This is a genomic window from Kiloniellales bacterium, assembly GCA_030064845.1.
Taxonomy (GTDB): domain Bacteria; phylum Pseudomonadota; class Alphaproteobacteria; order Kiloniellales; family JAKSDN01; genus JASJEC01.
The window spans coordinates 21,015-35,219 of record JASJEC010000033.1; the positions used below are offsets into that span (position 1 = coordinate 21,015).

At 63.8% G+C, this 14,205-nt stretch carries 15 protein-coding genes and 1 tRNA gene; 9 read left to right on the forward strand and 7 right to left on the reverse strand.

Annotation, left to right across the window (positions count from 1 at the left end):
* The first annotated feature begins 94 nt into the window (after nt 1-94).
* The 3 genes from QNJ67_13550 (at nt 95) to QNJ67_13560 (ending at nt 2,760) form a co-directional block, all read left to right on the forward strand.
* Nucleotides 95-1,228: a CaiB/BaiF CoA-transferase family protein gene (locus tag QNJ67_13550; GenBank protein MDJ0609996.1), complete on the forward strand. Its 1,134-nt coding sequence runs from the start codon at nt 95-97 to the stop codon at nt 1,226-1,228.
* A gap of 211 nt (nt 1,229-1,439) precedes the next feature.
* A complete protein-coding gene (locus QNJ67_13555; protein ID MDJ0609997.1) occupies nt 1,440-2,291 on the forward strand; it encodes a MaoC family dehydratase N-terminal domain-containing protein in 852 nt (283 codons plus the stop codon).
* A 109-nt stretch (nt 2,292-2,400) separates the two neighbouring features.
* Complete coding sequence (locus tag QNJ67_13560; GenBank protein ID MDJ0609998.1) at nt 2,401-2,760, forward strand: ankyrin repeat domain-containing protein; 360 nt, start codon at nt 2,401-2,403, stop codon at nt 2,758-2,760.
* Between the two features lie 124 nt (nt 2,761-2,884).
* Here the strand turns inward: QNJ67_13560 and QNJ67_13565 are convergent, their stop codons facing one another.
* Both QNJ67_13565 and QNJ67_13570 read right to left on the reverse strand, forming a co-directional pair.
* A complete protein-coding gene (locus tag QNJ67_13565) occupies nt 2,885-3,502 on the reverse strand; it encodes a lytic transglycosylase domain-containing protein (GenBank protein MDJ0609999.1) in 618 nt (205 codons plus the stop codon).
* Nucleotides 3,503-3,702: 200 nt separating this feature from the next.
* A complete protein-coding gene (locus QNJ67_13570; GenBank protein ID MDJ0610000.1) occupies nt 3,703-4,608 on the reverse strand; it encodes an N-formylglutamate amidohydrolase in 906 nt (301 codons plus the stop codon).
* 296 nt (nt 4,609-4,904) lie between these two features.
* Here QNJ67_13570 and QNJ67_13575 point away from each other — a divergent pair, with 296 nt between their 5' ends.
* The 3 genes from QNJ67_13575 (at nt 4,905) to QNJ67_13585 (ending at nt 6,201) form a co-directional block, all read left to right on the forward strand.
* Nucleotides 4,905-5,282 carry a response regulator gene (locus tag QNJ67_13575; protein ID MDJ0610001.1) on the forward strand — a complete coding sequence of 126 codons (378 nt, stop codon included), beginning with the start codon at nt 4,905-4,907 and terminating at the stop codon, nt 5,280-5,282.
* A 123-nt stretch (nt 5,283-5,405) separates the two neighbouring features.
* A tRNA-Val gene (locus QNJ67_13580) sits at nt 5,406-5,480 on the forward strand.
* A gap of 97 nt (nt 5,481-5,577) precedes the next feature.
* Complete coding sequence (locus QNJ67_13585; protein ID MDJ0610002.1) at nt 5,578-6,201, forward strand: hypothetical protein; 624 nt, start codon at nt 5,578-5,580, stop codon at nt 6,199-6,201.
* A gap of 227 nt (nt 6,202-6,428) precedes the next feature.
* Here the strand turns inward: QNJ67_13585 and QNJ67_13590 are convergent, their stop codons facing one another.
* Complete coding sequence (locus QNJ67_13590; GenBank protein ID MDJ0610003.1) at nt 6,429-6,812, reverse strand: helix-turn-helix domain-containing protein; 384 nt, start codon at nt 6,810-6,812, stop codon at nt 6,429-6,431.
* Nucleotides 6,813-8,110: 1,298 nt separating this feature from the next.
* Between QNJ67_13590 and QNJ67_13595 the strand changes: the two genes are divergently transcribed.
* Nucleotides 8,111-9,439, forward strand: a complete 1,329-nt coding sequence (locus tag QNJ67_13595) for a tetratricopeptide repeat protein (protein ID MDJ0610004.1) — start codon at nt 8,111-8,113, stop codon at nt 9,437-9,439.
* Here QNJ67_13595 and QNJ67_13600 read toward each other — a convergent pair.
* Nucleotides 9,436-9,732, reverse strand: a complete 297-nt coding sequence (locus tag QNJ67_13600) for a hypothetical protein (GenBank protein ID MDJ0610005.1) — start codon at nt 9,730-9,732, stop codon at nt 9,436-9,438. The genes QNJ67_13595 and QNJ67_13600 overlap by 4 nt on opposite strands.
* A gap of 239 nt (nt 9,733-9,971) precedes the next feature.
* On the opposite strand from QNJ67_13600, the gene QNJ67_13605 reads away from it, so the two are divergent.
* On the forward strand, nt 9,972-10,427 hold the full coding sequence (locus QNJ67_13605; GenBank protein ID MDJ0610006.1) for a hypothetical protein: 456 nt from the start codon (nt 9,972-9,974) through the stop codon (nt 10,425-10,427).
* A gap of 343 nt (nt 10,428-10,770) precedes the next feature.
* Here the strand turns inward: QNJ67_13605 and QNJ67_13610 are convergent, their stop codons facing one another.
* The 3 genes from QNJ67_13610 to QNJ67_13620 all read right to left on the reverse strand — a co-directional run bounded on the left by QNJ67_13610 (nt 10,771) and on the right by QNJ67_13620 (nt 13,846).
* Nucleotides 10,771-12,030 (reverse strand): hypothetical protein, encoded by a 1,260-nt coding sequence (locus tag QNJ67_13610; protein MDJ0610007.1) that lies wholly within the window; start codon nt 12,028-12,030, stop codon nt 10,771-10,773.
* Between the two features lie 368 nt (nt 12,031-12,398).
* Nucleotides 12,399-13,385, reverse strand: coding sequence for a DNA/RNA non-specific endonuclease (locus QNJ67_13615; GenBank protein MDJ0610008.1), 987 nt, complete (start codon nt 13,383-13,385; stop codon nt 12,399-12,401).
* A gap of 170 nt (nt 13,386-13,555) precedes the next feature.
* Nucleotides 13,556-13,846 carry a hypothetical protein gene (locus QNJ67_13620; protein MDJ0610009.1) on the reverse strand — a complete coding sequence of 97 codons (291 nt, stop codon included), beginning with the start codon at nt 13,844-13,846 and terminating at the stop codon, nt 13,556-13,558.
* 114 nt (nt 13,847-13,960) lie between these two features.
* Here QNJ67_13620 and QNJ67_13625 point away from each other — a divergent pair, with 114 nt between their 5' ends.
* Nucleotides 13,961-14,164: a hypothetical protein gene (locus tag QNJ67_13625; protein ID MDJ0610010.1), complete on the forward strand. Its 204-nt coding sequence runs from the start codon at nt 13,961-13,963 to the stop codon at nt 14,162-14,164.
* The last annotated feature ends 41 nt before the right edge of the window (nt 14,165-14,205 follow it).

The following is a 14,205-nucleotide window of genomic DNA, read 5'->3' on the forward strand; positions in this document are numbered from 1 at the left end:
CATCACTTGCCATGACGGGCCCCGGCCCGCAAGGGCGGTCGCCGCGGCGTTGCTGCCCGGTTAAGGTGTCGGCTCCGGTCGCAAGAAAGGGAAGATGCCCGCCATGACCCGAGCTCTGGACGGCCTGCTCGTCGTCAGCCTGGAACAGGCCGTGGCGGCGCCCTACTGCTCGTCGCGGCTGGCCGACGCCGGCGCCCGCGTGATCAAGATCGAGCGCCCGGAGGGCGACTTCGCGCGCGGCTACGACAGGGCCGCCAAGGGCGAGAGCGCCTACTTCGTCTGGCTCAACCGGGGCAAGGAATCGATCGCCCTGGACCTCAAGGCCGAGGGCGACCGGGCCCTGGCCGGGCGGATGCTGGCGGCGGCCGACGTCTTCATCCAGAACCTGGCCGCCGGGGCCGCCGAGCGCCTCGGCCTCGGCAGCGAGGCCCTGCGCGCCCGCAACCCGCGGCTGATCACCTGCGACATCTCCGGCTACGGCGCCGAGGGGTCCTACGCCGGCATGAAGGCCTACGACCTGCTGGTGCAGGCCGAGAGCGGCCTCGCCTCGGTGACCGGGCGTCCGGAGGGCCCGGGACGGGTCGGCGTCTCGGTTTGCGACATCGCTGCGGGCATGTACGCCCATGCGGCGATCCTCGAGGCGCTGCTGGCCCGCGAACGTACGGGCGCGGGCCGCACCATCGCGGTCTCGTTGTTCGACGGCATGGCCGACTGGATGACCGTGCCCTACCTGTTCCAGGTCTACGCCGGCCGCGCGCCGGAACGGGTCGGTCTCAACCACCCCTCGATCGCCCCCTACGGCGCCTATGCCGCGGCCGACGGCGAGGTGGTGATCTCGATCCAGAACCAGCGCGAATGGCGCCGCTTCTGCGGCGAGGTGCTGTTGCAGCCGGGCCTGGCAGAGGACCCGCGCTTCCACGACAACCCGGCCCGCGTCGCCAACCGTCCTGCCCTGGACCGGGAGATCGCGGCGGTCCTGGGCAGCCTACCGCTCGAAGAGGCCGTCGCCCGCCTGGCCGCGGCCGGGGTCGCCTACGGCCGGCTCAACGACGTGGCCGGCCTGGCGGCGCATCCGCAGCTGCGGACCGCGGGGGTCGAGACGCCGTCGGGCATGATCGACCTGATCGCGCCGCCGGCGCGGGTCGCGGGCGAGGAGGCCGCCTTCGGCCCCGTGCCCGCCCTGGACGAACAGGGCGTACGTCTCCGCCGCGAGTTCGGCGGCGCGTGACCTCTTCGAAGCCGCCAGCCGTACGCCTCCGACCGGCACCGGGTGCCTCGCGCCCAATGCTCTCGATGGTCGTGAAAAGGGCTCGTTTGTCCACGTCCTTAACGCAATTTTAGCCGCGTCGGAGCCAAGAATAGAGTGTCGGCCGCCCCGTTCTCCGCGCGAAGGATTTCGGAATCCGGTCGGCTCGGGATAGCGCTCGAAAGCAGCTTGCATGACAGAACTCGAAGAGCATTGGCGCCGCTGGATCGGCCGCACCAGGGAGTCCAGCGATGTGATCGAGCCAATGCGAGCTCGCGCCATGCAGGCGACGCTGGACGACGAGGGCGAGCCCCTGGACACGGGCGATCCGCTGCCGCCGCTCTGGCACTGGCTGTACTTCTGGGAGCCAACCCCCCATGCCGCGCTCGGCGCCGACGGCCACCGGGCGCGCGGGCAGTTCATGCCGCCGATCAACCTGGCGCGCCGCGCGATCGCCGGCGGGCGCATCAAGTTCCTCCGCCCGCTCGAGATCGGCGCCACGGCGAAGCGCCGCTCGCGGGTCTCGGATATCCGTCGCAAGCAGGGCCGCTCCGGTAAGCTGGTCTTCGTCACCCTGCAGCACGAGACCGCCGACGCCTCCGGCGCCTGCATCCAGGAAGAGCAGGACATCGTCTTCCGCGACGCCGGCAAGCCGGGCGAGACGCTGCTGTCCGGCGACCGGGGCCCCGCCGTGGTGCGCTGGCGCAACCAGGTGACCGCCGATCCGCTGCTGCTGTTCCGCTATTCGGCGCTCACCTTCAACGGGCACCGGATCCACTATCAGGAGAGCTACGCAACGGAGGAGGAGGGCTATCCGGGCCTGGTCGTCCACGGCTCGCTCCTGGCCACCATGATGGCCGGGCTGGTCCGCCGCCACGTTCCCGACCGGCCGCTCACCTGGCTCGAATTCAGGGCGGTCCGGCCGGTCTACGATACCAATCCCTTCAACGTCGGCGGCAAGCCCGACCCGGACGGCAACAGCGCCGAGATCTGGGTGACCGACCACGCCGGCTATCTCGCCATGACCGGCAAGGCTCGGTTCTGACGCCTCGATCGGGGCGCCAACTTGACGCCCCGCGCCCGCCTCGCCGATAAAGGGCCGTAAACCCAAGGCGCGAGCGATGGCGGACCAATCCGGAAGCACGAACGAAGTCTTGAGAAGCGTCCTTGCGGGCGACACGCCGGCGCTGGCCGAGGCGCTCGCCGGCGGCGCCGACGCCGACGCCGCCGACGCCTGGGGCGTAACGGCCCTGGCCCACGCCGCCGGGCGCGGCGATCTGGAGGCGGTGCGCGTCCTGCTCGACAAGGGGGCCGCCGCCGACCGGCCCAGCCGCTTCGGCAATACCGCCTTGATGGCGGCCGCCGCCGGCGGCCGGGACGCGGTGGTGGATGCCCTGCTGGCGGCCGGCGCCGACCCCGCCGCCCGCAACAAGTGGGGACTGGGCCCCGAGGACTGGGCCCGCTGGCCCGAGAACCGCGACGACATCCTGGCCCTGCTGCGGCGCGGCTCTTAGCGGAAGTCAGAAAACAACCGGCCCTCGCCCTCCCGAGAAGGACGCCCGCCCCAATACTCTCCCGTGGGAGAGGGTGGTGGAGCGGAGTCAGGTAAGGGCGCGTGGGTGAAGTGCCGGCTAAGGCCTACTCTGGGGCCACGTGCGCCTGTTCGAGGCGGGCGGCCAGGCGGGCCCGGTTGTGACGGTGCTTGATCGTCCGCCAGGCCCGGAAGACCTTGACCCGGTAGGGCCCGCTGAGGCGCGGCGTGCTCGAGTGGTAGCGCCCGATGGCCGCGGTCCACGAGCCGTAGCGGGCGCGCAGCTCGCCGAGGAAGCTAGCCGCGTAGCGCAGGTTCAGCGCCGGGTCGAAGGCCTGCTCGAGGCTGGCGAAGGCCTCGGGGTGGTAGCGCAGGTTTATCTGCATGCAGCCGACGTCGATGTTGCGGACGCCCCGCGCCCTGAGCGCCTCGACGTGGGCGATCGCGGCCGCGCGGCTCGGCAGGAATTTCCCCTCGCCCTCGGCGGTGACGGTCCAGGGCCAGGCCGCGACGGCCTTCTCCCCCGGGTGCCAGCGGCCAGACTCGACCGCGCCGATCGCCTCCAGCAGGTGCCGGGGAAGGGCGCTGTCGCGGGCGATATCCGCGCTCTGGGCGCGGCAGAGGCGCCAGTCGTCCACCTCCGGGGCCGCCGGCGCGGCTTGGGCGTGCAGAGCCGTGGGCAGGGCGGCGAGCAGGATGGTCAGCAGGCGGTTCCGGCAAGTCATGGACCGGAATGCACGCAAGCTCCGTGCCAGAGCGCGGGCTGTTATAGGAGGCTGCAGAGAAAGTGCCTCGCCCGCACCATCACCCTTCGACAAGGTCAGGGTGAGGGTAACTGTTGATCAAAGGAAAACTCCTCACCCTGAGCTTGTCGAAGGGTGACCGTGATCAAGGGCTCAGGGGAACTTCGGCTGCCTAGTAGCCCTCACCGGCCGTTCAGATGCTCGGCGCCGATCCGGCCGAGCGCCTCGATCACCGCGTCCATCTGGCGGCTCAAGGCGGGCAGGTTGGCGCCGCGGCTGAGGCTGGCTTCGTCCATGTAGAGCGCCCGGTTGATCTCGATCTGCAGGGCGTGGACCGCCTGGCCCGGGCGGCCGTAGTGGCGGGTGACGAAGCCGCCCGAGTAGGGCTTGTTACGGGTCACCCGGTAACCGAGGTCCTCGAGCGCCGCCGAGGCCGTCTCGGTGACCGCCGGGGCACAGGCCGTGCCGTGGCAGTCGCCGAGCACGATGTCGATCCGTCCAGTGCCGTTGGAGCGCTCCAGCGGGCCGTTGTTCGACGGCATGGAGTGGCAGTCGACCAGGATGCAGAAGCCGAAGCGGTCGCGGGTCTGGTCGATCAGACCGCGCAAGGCTGCGTGGTAGGGCCAGTAGTAGTGGCGGATCCGCTCCATGGCCTCGTTGAAGCTGAGCTTGCCGCGATAGATGTCGGCCCCGGTGGCGACCACCCGGGCGATCGTGCCGAGACCCGCGGCCACCCGGGGCGAGCGGGTGTTGGCGTAGGTCGGCAGCTCGTCCAGGAACATGGCCGGGTCGAGCTCGAAGGGCTCGCGGTTCGGGTCGATGTAGGCGCGCGGGAAGCGGGCCCGGATCAGCGGCGCGCCCATGGCCGGCGCCGCCTGGAAGATCTCGTCGACGAAGGAGTCCTCCGAGCGCCTCAGCGTCTGCCGGTCGAGCCGCGACTGGGCGATGAAGCCCGGCGGGTAGCGGTTGCCACTATGGGGCGAGGCGAAGACCAGGGGGAGGGTCTGGCGCGGCGGGGCGAAGACCTCGTGGGGGTCCCCGATCTCGGCGACTTCGAACTCTGCTTCCAACGGGACCACGCCGTGCATGGCCAATGTGTTTAGGGCAAACGGACGGCTCTGTCATGAGGCTTTCTTCGGCCCCGGCACAGGAAGCGTCCAGCCGGCCTCCACACCCGCCTCCTGGCGCGGCCTCCACCCCTCGTAAACCCTATCTTAGAGCGCCGCCGCTAGGCTATAGTCCTACCCGAGGGTGCAGCCGCCTCGGCCGCGGCCGGGCGGGTCCCGCCGGGCGCCGGAGCTTTCCCAGGCGGCGAAGCCCAGGAACAAGACCGGGGGCCGGAAGCCAACCCGGGTGCGGGCGGGACCGTGGAGCGGGCGAAGGTATGGCGCAGATTCTCCTAGCTGAAGACGACGACAGCATGCGCGACTTCCTGGCCAAGGCGCTGACCCGCGCCGGCCACGAGGTGCGCGCCGTCGGCGACGGCCTCGACGCGCTCTCGACCCTGTCCGAGGAGAAGGTCGACATCCTGCTGGCCGACGTGGTCATGCCCGGGCTCGACGGCATCGAGCTGGCGCGCCGCGCCGCCAAGGAGCAGCCGGGCATCAAGGTGATGTTCATCACCGGCTTCGCCGCGGTCGCCCTGAAGGCCCGCGAGGAGACCGCGCGCGGCGCCCGCGTGCTGTCCAAGCCGTTCCACCTGCGCGAGCTGGTGAGCCAGATCGACGTCATGCTGGCCGGCAACCAGTCGAACACCCAGTAGCTTCAGGGCAGGTCGCCAGGGCCTGTCGCGCCGGCGCCGCACGGCCCTTGTCAAAGCCCCCCCGATGGTGCTATCCCGCCTCTCCGTCGCCGGGGGCCGGCCAGCCGGCCCGCTAGGGGCGAAGGGCGCGTAGCTCAGCGGGAGAGCACTACGTTGACATCGTAGGGGTCGCTGGTTCAATCCCAGCCGCGCCCACCATATTTTCAATGACTTGCAGATTTTGCCCGGTCGGGACTGAAACGCAGTTAGCACGCACAGTGGTTGAAGGAAGGACCAGCAGGCGGCGGCAACGGGCTTGCAGGTCCGCGAAGTAGGCGTCGATGGCCTCGACCGCCTGGCCCATGAAGTCGGGTGCGTACTTGGCGTAGACCTCGGTCACGCCGCCTGTCTTGTGGCCGAGCATGCCGGAGATCTCCTCCATCGAAACCGCGCGTCTGCGCAGCTCGGTGGCCATTGTGTGCCGCACCGTATAGGGAATTACGTCGCCGGACAGACCGGCCCTCTGGCGCGCCTTGCGGAACGCCGTCTTTATGCTATCGAGCGGACGCCCATGCCAAGCGACCACGGTTTCGGTTTTCACCTGACGCAGCCAGGGCAAGAGGGTGCCGCTGATCGGCACGCTTGGCCGATACTTCTTGGTCTGATGCCGCCCCGGTGGGTTGAATTCGATGAGGCGATCGTTGAGATCGATTTGGAAGCGACGCAGCTCGAGGATCGCCTGCGGACGAGCCAAGGTATTGAAGGCGACCATAAGGTACATGAAAAGGTGTTCCGGCTCTGCCGCCTCGAAGAGCGCCGCAGCCTCGTCCAGGGAAAGCCGACGCTCGCGCGGCGGCGCTTTCGGCAAGCTCATGACGAAGGGGACCGTGCGGATCTCCTGGCGCTTCCAAGCCCTGTTGAGGGCCGCACGGCCGACTGACAGTACACGGCTAGTGTAGCCATCCGAACAGCCCCGCGCTCGCAACCAGGCGACAAAGGCCTCCTGGCGTTCAGGTGTGAGGTCCGAGATGGTGGTGCGCGGAAAAAAGTCCGACCAATAGCCGAGTGCGATACGCGCCTGCTCTGCGCTTGGGATCTTGCTGGCATGGCCGTGGTAATAGCGGGTCAACACCATTTCGAGCGGTACATCCTCAGGCCGTTCATCTTTCAGCCGCTGGTGCTCGACGATCCACTGGGCGAGGAGGAGCTGCGCTTCTTGAAAGTCGCTTGTGCCAAGCGATGCGCGGCGTGTCTGTCGTGTCTCGGCATCGAACCAGGTTCGGCACCAGGCCGCTGAGTTTGGGCGTTGAGAGAGCCAGAATTCGCCGATTTGGCTTGGGCGGTGCATTCGCTTTCGAGGCATGGCTCCTGTTTCCTCTGATTGATGTAGTCTCTCAATTGCTGCTTCATGATACGTTTTCGCTCGCCGATCACGATGTAGCCCAGTCGGCCCTTTTTGATTTCTCGCTTGACCGTTGTAGGCGAGATGCCGAGATGGTTGGCGGCCTCCGTGAGCGTGAAGTATTTAGGCAAGCGCTGAGGGTCCGACATCGCGTGTTAACTCCTCAGTGTTCCTGCTGTCATGGGCTGCATCAACGCAGGGCGAGCTTGCCATTCTCCCGAGTGGGAGTAATGGCCTCCCACCGAGGTAAGCACTTGGCTTGCTAAGCCCGGTTCAGTTGAGAAACGAATGCCCGAGCCGAGACCTCATGGTCCGCGTCGAGCCAGACCGGCACGATAGCGGCCGCTCAATTATGGGTTTTTTTGGACCACTATGGTGCCGGGCTCGAAAGGCCGCGACGGCCAGAGGATTTCTAAGACAGTCTTACTGTCAAAACGCGGCGGGCTTCAAGGTTGCCCGATTCCTCATGGCAAGAGCCTATGGTTGAAGGCGAGAGACCATACCCGCGATACCTCTAGCCCACGGGCATGCCATTGGCCGCTCGCCACACTTCCCTGCGGCGATAGCGTTGTAGCCTTCATTGATCTCGATTTTCAGGAGCAGTCTTGAGAATTGGAAACGACGAAACTGAATCTAAACCAAAGCTCGCGACCTTCCTGATTACACCCCATGTGTGATTCCACAGTCAACACAAAATATGGTACCACATACGCGCATTAGCTACAAGATAAGGTAATAAAAAAGCAGTAAGCTCCTTTACTCGTTGCTTACCTGCAGTAGGGGGCTGAGAAGTGATTTTTTTTCGGGCGCCCATTTCCGACCCCATTTTCATGCACTTCATGCCAAGAAACCCGAATCGGATGACCACGTAGCGCAGCAACTCACACCCTCACCAGCAGCGGGGCACCATGTGGAAACCGAGCTATCCGCAGCCTGGTAGTTTGTCAGGCTCTTAACCTGAAGGTCGCAGATTCAAATCCTGCCCCCACGACCAATCAAAACAACGGCTTAGCAACAAATCGCCAAGCCGTTTTTCTGTGTGTGGAAACCATATGGAAGCAGCCGAAACCGAAACCCAGCGTACAATCGCGTATGAAACCAAGGCTTACCGACGTCGACGCACTCTGAATTCGTTCCCGGAGGCTGATACGTGGATCGGCATAGAATGCCCAATCAGAGGCGGCGGCAGGTGCAAGCATCTGTTTCTCGGGCGAATCCGTCAGCATGAACCGATTCGCCGGTTACAGCCGATTTTGCTACCGTTGTCCGTCAGAGGAAGGCGTTATTCGGGAAATCTCACTGCCAGGCTGAAACCAGCGCCTCGGACGTGGGAGTGCGCACAGACAAAGGTTTTCGACCATCGCAACTAGCCGGCGTTTACTGGCCAGGGTGCACGTGCTCCGCCGCCGGCGCCTTGGTCATTTCGACACGGAATGGGAGAGCAGAGATGGAAGATCGGCACGGTGCACCAGTTTCCAGCGGCAAGCCGCAAAGCCTGGAAATCTACGAGCACGCGCTTCGTTCGCTCAACTGCTATCGCGGCGACCCCGTCGCCGTCATTGACGAGGCACTGGAGCAGGACCCTGATTTCGTGATGGGCCACGTCCTGCGCGCCCAGGTCCATGTCACCCTCTGGGAGAAGAGCGTGGTCCCGGAGGTCGAGACCAGCCTCGCCCGGCTGGCGGACCTCGCGGCCACGAGCAATGAGCGCGAAGCTGCCCACGTCCGGGCGCTCAAGCAGTGGGTATCGGGCGATTGGAACGGGTATCGCCAGACGCTCGACTTGCTGCTGGCCGACCATCCGCGCGACTTGCTGGCGCTTCAGGTCGGGCACATTTCCGACTTCTTCAATGGCGACCGGGACAACCTGCGCGGGCGGGTCGCGCGCGCCCTGCCCGCCTGGACCAAGGAGGATCCCGGCTATCCTTTCCTGCTCGGCATGCACGCTTTCGGCCTGGAAGAATGCGGCGACTACCGGCAGGCGGAGGAACGGGGCCGCCAGGCGATCGAGCTGGAGCCTGAAGACTGCTGGGCCCAGCATGCCATTGCCCACGTCATGGAGATGGAGGCCCGCCAGGCCGAGGCCATTACCTTCATGGAGTCACGCAAGGCCCACTGGGCGCAGCAGGACAACGCCTTCCAGTTCCACAACTGGTGGCACACCGCGCTCTACAACCTGGACCAGGGCCAGGCCGGACGGGCGCTGGAGATCTATGACCAGGGTGTCCGTGCCGAGCGGGCCGAGTTCCAGGTCATGCTCCTGGACGCCGCCGCGCTGCTGTGGCGGCTGCATCTTCTGGGCCATGACGTGGGGGACCGCTGGACCGAGGTCGCCGACATCTACGAAGCGGACGGCGAAGCCGGCTTCTACGCCTTCAACGACATGCACGCGATGATGGCCTTCACGGCGACCGGTCGAACCCAGGCCGCGGCCAGACGTCTGGCAGAGGTGGAGGCGGCCGCCACGGCCGAAGGGACCAACGGCATGATGACCCGCGAGGTCGGGCTGCCGGTCGCGCGGGGCATCGAAGCCTTCGGTCGCGAGGCCTATGCAGCCTGCGTCGAGCAGCTCCTGCCGATACGCTACAAGGCCTACCACTTCGGGGGTAGCCACGCGCAGCGCGACGTGATCCATCGGACGTTGCTCGAGGCGGCGGCGCGCGCCGGCAACGGGTCGCTGCTGACCGCGCTGACCAACGAGCGGGTCTCCTTGAAGCCGGACTGTCCCTTCACCCGAAAGCTGAGCAGCAGGGCGACCGGCGGGCTCGCCGCCTAGGACTTGGCTGGCGGGGGATTGCCCCGGTTCGGCTCGCCCATCAGCGAGGGATGGGTGCGTTTGTCTTGCGGCGGAAAGGCCGCCTGGGCGCCGCGGGCCATGGCCGCGTGCCAGGGCCAGTGCGGGTCGAGGAGCATGCCCCGGGCGAGCGCGATCAGGTCGGTCTGACCGCTGTTCAAGATGATCTCGGCCTGATGCGGCTCCGTGATGGGGCCGACCGCCATGACCGTGGCGCCCGTCGCCCGGCGAATCTCGATGTAAGTGATTTCCGCCTGGCCCTTGGTTTCAGACATGCGCAGTCTTGGGTCGAGACGGGAGAGAATGACCCCTTCCGGTCCTTCATAGTGTTCGTAGCCATCGCGTCTGGAATGCGCCTTAGGTCCGCCCGCGCACAAACCTGGGACGATCGGAGGATCTACAATTGCTATGACCTCCGTCAACACTATCTGAAATTCTATTGAATATCATGCGTGCGCGCAACTTCAGAGAGGTTCGCATTCTCTCGATGCTACAATCAAGAGGAGGTGGTTCAATGAAAATACTCCGTAGCGCTGCAGCTTTCACTCTACTTCTTGCCATGACGCTAAGTGGAGAGCTTGCCAAGGCAAATGAAACTGATCTAGAGATACGTCCCTTCCTAGTAAAGCTTAACATAGGAGATAGGGATAGAACGTTTGTAAAAAGCGGAAACCTAAGAATTTTCGCGCGATGCACCGAATCTTTCGGCGCCGCTACAATTGAGATATTCGCGACTAGCTCTCGGGATTTTCTTGTGGCCAATTTTGGTTCAAGTCCTGCGAATTCTGAAGTTCCTCTTACTTTTCCCGTAAGCTCTCCTGATTTGCAGTTCAATCAGTCCTTTTCGGCGATCATTTCGGAGGAGGGCGCTGACTTTATCTCGCTGGCTGACTACGCTATCGGCGTGAACGTTTCTGGAGCAGATTGTTATACACAAGGAACAGCTGAGGTGCTCGTGCCTGACGATTAAGGGTCTTAGCTAATCCAATCGCCTCATTCTAGCAGGAGTTCTTCTAAATTTCCGGACAGTACCCGCCAAGAAAGCGGGTACTGCTGCCTGAGACCTTATGTCTCTTTTTGGCTAGATTTGCCCGTCCCGGGCACGGCGTTGGCACGTCAGGTCCAGTCCCGGCCTCAGACATTCGAGCGACCATGTCTGCTTACTGGCCTCAGGGTCCGCTCTGGCTCGGGCAGCCGCCCACCCCCGGTCATGCCCGCCGGGACCGGGGGTGACCCGAAGCCAAATTCTTCGGTTGTGGGCACGCCCACTCCAGCAAGATGGTCGTGTAAGGCAGGGACGCCCTAGAACCCCCTTAGCGGAAAGGAATACTATGCTCGCCAATTTCAGAGAACAGGGAATAAGTCTCGCTCGGTCGCAAGTTCAAGTCCAAGACGTAGTGGCTCAGTTCCTCATCGGCTATTTCTATGCCGACTGTCTGCACATATGAATACTGGTAGCTAATACAGGACACCTTGATCTGCGCCGGACCGGGCATAGTGGTCAATTGTCGATCTACCAGAGGCGTCCGCCGATTTTGGCCTGTCTCTTGCCCGTTGACCGCCTCGATCCAGCAGTTTTGAGGAATGCCAGGTGTGTTGGGAATGAGCACAGTGCGAACATTCGGGCCCGTCGTGTCCCGTCTCGGTATCGGGCCTTCAATGCGCAAGGTTGCGTGCGTCGTGAATTTCGGCAGCTTTAACCCTTGCGCAATGCGAACGACCGAACCCGGTGGCAAGTCGACGATTCTACGCCAATCATCAATGGTCGGTGCGTCCTCAGAAGCGGGCGCGATGTAAAGATCATTGGCAATCTTGAGCGCGAAACTATCAAGTATCTCGTTTAGCTCTTGCCTGAATAGTGCGGAATCATTCTTCGCCAACTGAAAAAATGATCCGAGATCTTCACGATAGGCCCAGACAGCTTCCAATACGGTCATTTTGCTCGCATTAGGCAAACTGTCTTTCATCTCGACCGTGACACCGACTTGGGCAAAGAATTCAATGTCGGGATCGAACTCGCCAACAGCCTTGATTCCGAAACGCGGGTACAAAGTAAGCCGCGTGGCGCTGGACCTGTCGGGGCAAGGTGCGTCGTTCAAAGAGGCTGTTGACGCAACACAGGACCAACGACCCGACACATCTTCCTTCAGCGTTTCAATGAGCCGTTGGTCTAATGACGTCAGCAGCGCCTCGTCCCGGCCAACGCCATTGAAGGCCGCCACGGCGGCGTCGACGTCTTCCGCCGAATGTGCTGCGGCTGCCCCGCCCAATGCAAAGGCCGGAACAAAGACGGGCACCAAGAGAATGTAGATTATACCCTCTTTGCCTGAACTTGCCGCATCGGCGGCACCTCTCAAGTACTCACCCGCGCCCTTTGCTGCACCGGCCCATTTGCCTCGTACCATTTCGCTTGGACCCACAAATTCCAGCGAGGGATCCGTTCGGACGATAAGGGCCTCGGTCAGCAAGGTCTCCTGCGCCTCAAGCGGCGGCAGGGTCTCCGTCTTGGCGGCACAAGCGCTCACGACCAGGAGAAGAACTGCTGAGGCGATCTTCCGGGGCGACCACAGCATGGCATGTCTCGATGAGCTTGAGTTTCAGATTGGGTAGAATGCTCCGCAAGAGAATTCCTTGATTTGCTTCAATGTCTGAGAGTTCGTGTTGCACTTGTACAGATTGTCGCCACCATTGCCTGGGTTCTAGGGAAGAGAGGACTTCAGGTCGCCTTATGGCTAGATTTGCCCCTAGCTGCCAAGTTCGCGGCGCGTCCGGTTCGGCCCCAGCATCGAACTTTCTAGCCGCAATGCCTGCCTACTACGCGTGGAGTGTGTCGCCGGTGTTGAGCTGGGATAGGCGGACGACGGTGATCGGCGATTGTTTGGGGCGGACCATCATCCGGCCAGGCTAGCGCGCCGCCCAGCTTGCGACCAAGGATGCCCAATCAGAACTCCGGCAGGAACGCCTTGCACCTCCCCGCGAGGTCGCCCCCCCAGCTGCTGACTGGCCACAGAGCGCTCGCCGTCGCGGCCGTCACGGCGTCCTCCTGGGCGGCCGCCATAGCGGGCAGGAACTTGATGCCGGTGCGCTCTTCCACGAAGTCGATGGAAGCGATGTTCGCTGCAAGATAAGCGGGGCGGTTTTCCTTGGGGACCTTCGCCGGCCTGTGCGGCAATACAACCGTGATGGTCTCTACGAAGCCATTTGGCCTCTCGTGCAGGACGATTTTGTAGAAGTGCGTTGCGATGGCAACACGCCGCCTCTTGTCGGGGTTTGAGTACATTCGGATCGCGTACCCGTCGTTGTCCCGGCCGGTCTTACCGTCGCGGTCGAAAATCGCCCCTGTGAAGACAATGATGTCACCCTTCGCCTCAGCCCACTTCCGGACAGCGTGCTCTAGAAAGACCCAGGTGCCGCGGTTAAAATTGCAGTACTGGGGCGCCATGTTGCTCATCACGTAGGTGTTGAGCATTGCGTTCTCGCTGCGGCCCATATCTGAGTTTGGCACTAGATGACCTTGGTCGAAGATCGGCTCCTTGTAGTCGGCGCAGTGTCCCCGTTCTTCCGGGTCAAGCCTTGGATCGCTGCGGAAGGCGTCATGGCGCGTACGGCTTACGAGGTCGGCGGCGGTGAGCCGGTGTGCAGTCCAAGTAGATGTGAACAGGTCGGCGTCGTGGTTGGCGACGTAGTGCCGGCTGACTAGGAGCTCTTCATTTTCGGCTCTGGGCGGGTTGGTGGGGATGCCCCACGGCAGATGCTCTGCTATTGCTGCATCGCGTTCCGCCGATTTTAGTTGGAGGGCGGCGTCGGCCTCCGCTACTGTGGTTTCGCTTGCCCCTTTCCAAGAACAGTAGCGTTCTTTCTCAGCGGCATGAGAACTGGAAAACACCACAATCGACAATAGCAGACCGAGCCATACGACCCTTTGCATCTCGACCTCCCCGCGAACAGATTCGCGGCTTTGATTCTAGCTCTGGTGCAACGCGTGAGACTGTGCGGGATTTCACAGATTGACGCTTCGACTCGAAATTAGAACTCAAGCGGTGGCGGGCTCCTGCTATGACCGCTTAAGAATGCCTGACTGAGCCCGACCGCTGCCCGTCACGCCTCCCCCTGCTTGCGAGCGCTCGCCGCGGCGAAGTCGTAGATCTCGGCCTCTGGGAGCTCATCGAGCGCCTCAATGCGATCGCGTCGCCGGGCGGAGAGAGTCCGGCCGGCGCGGCCCAGCAGCTTTCCGATCGGAAGCGCGACCAGGCCGGCCAAAAAGAGCGCCACGGCGATCGGCGTGAACACCTGAAACACGGCGCAGATGAAGCCGGCGACGATCATCGCCCAGGCCGCGACGCGGGCAAGGAATCCGAATAGGTTGGCGAGGAGGGCTAGGACGGCCATCATTTTTCCTGCTCTCTGTAGTCGTGCAGGCCGAGCGCTATTGCGTGAAACCAATGGTAGAATCCTAGCCCATCTCTCTGGCACCGTACACCGGGCCCGTGCCATCCTCCCTAGATGCTCACCGAAATCGAGATCTACCGCGCCGCCAACCAGCTCATCAAAAGCCACGGGGAGGAAGCCGAGTTTGAAGCGGGCCGGCTGGCCGATGCCATGCTCGAGAAAGGTGACCTCGAGGGCCAGCGGGTTTGGAAGCGGGTGCTGAAGGCGGTCGGCGAGCTGCGGCGGCAGGAGCCAGGGACAGGGGAGGCGTTGCATTGATGGGAGACATCAACTGATTTCCAACTTGTGATACAGATCAC

Bases quoted from the DNA above. Each gene is read 5' to 3' on its own strand.
- QNJ67_13570 (MDJ0610000.1), bottom strand. From the start codon at position 4,608: ATGCACGGCGTGGTCCCGTTGGAAGCAGAGTTCGAAGTCGCCGAGATC.
- QNJ67_13625 (MDJ0610010.1), top strand. From the start codon at position 13,961: ATGCTCACCGAAATCGAGATCTACCGCGCCGCCAACCAGCTCATCAAA.
- QNJ67_13610 (MDJ0610007.1), bottom strand. From the start codon at position 12,030: ATGCTGTGGTCGCCCCGGAAGATCGCCTCAGCAGTTCTTCTCCTGGTC.
- QNJ67_13550 (MDJ0609996.1), top strand. From the start codon at position 95: ATGCCCGCCATGACCCGAGCTCTGGACGGCCTGCTCGTCGTCAGCCTG.
- QNJ67_13620 (MDJ0610009.1), bottom strand. From the start codon at position 13,846: ATGGCCGTCCTAGCCCTCCTCGCCAACCTATTCGGATTCCTTGCCCGC.
- QNJ67_13600 (MDJ0610005.1), bottom strand. From the start codon at position 9,732: ATGTCTGAAACCAAGGGCCAGGCGGAAATCACTTACATCGAGATTCGC.
- QNJ67_13555 (MDJ0609997.1), top strand. From the start codon at position 1,440: ATGACAGAACTCGAAGAGCATTGGCGCCGCTGGATCGGCCGCACCAGG.
- QNJ67_13595 (MDJ0610004.1), top strand. From the start codon at position 8,111: ATGGAAGATCGGCACGGTGCACCAGTTTCCAGCGGCAAGCCGCAAAGC.
- QNJ67_13575 (MDJ0610001.1), top strand. From the start codon at position 4,905: ATGGCGCAGATTCTCCTAGCTGAAGACGACGACAGCATGCGCGACTTC.
- QNJ67_13615 (MDJ0610008.1), bottom strand. From the start codon at position 13,385: ATGCAAAGGGTCGTATGGCTCGGTCTGCTATTGTCGATTGTGGTGTTT.
- QNJ67_13605 (MDJ0610006.1), top strand. From the start codon at position 9,972: ATGAAAATACTCCGTAGCGCTGCAGCTTTCACTCTACTTCTTGCCATG.
- QNJ67_13590 (MDJ0610003.1), bottom strand. From the start codon at position 6,812: ATGTCGGACCCTCAGCGCTTGCCTAAATACTTCACGCTCACGGAGGCC.
- QNJ67_13565 (MDJ0609999.1), bottom strand. From the start codon at position 3,502: ATGACTTGCCGGAACCGCCTGCTGACCATCCTGCTCGCCGCCCTGCCC.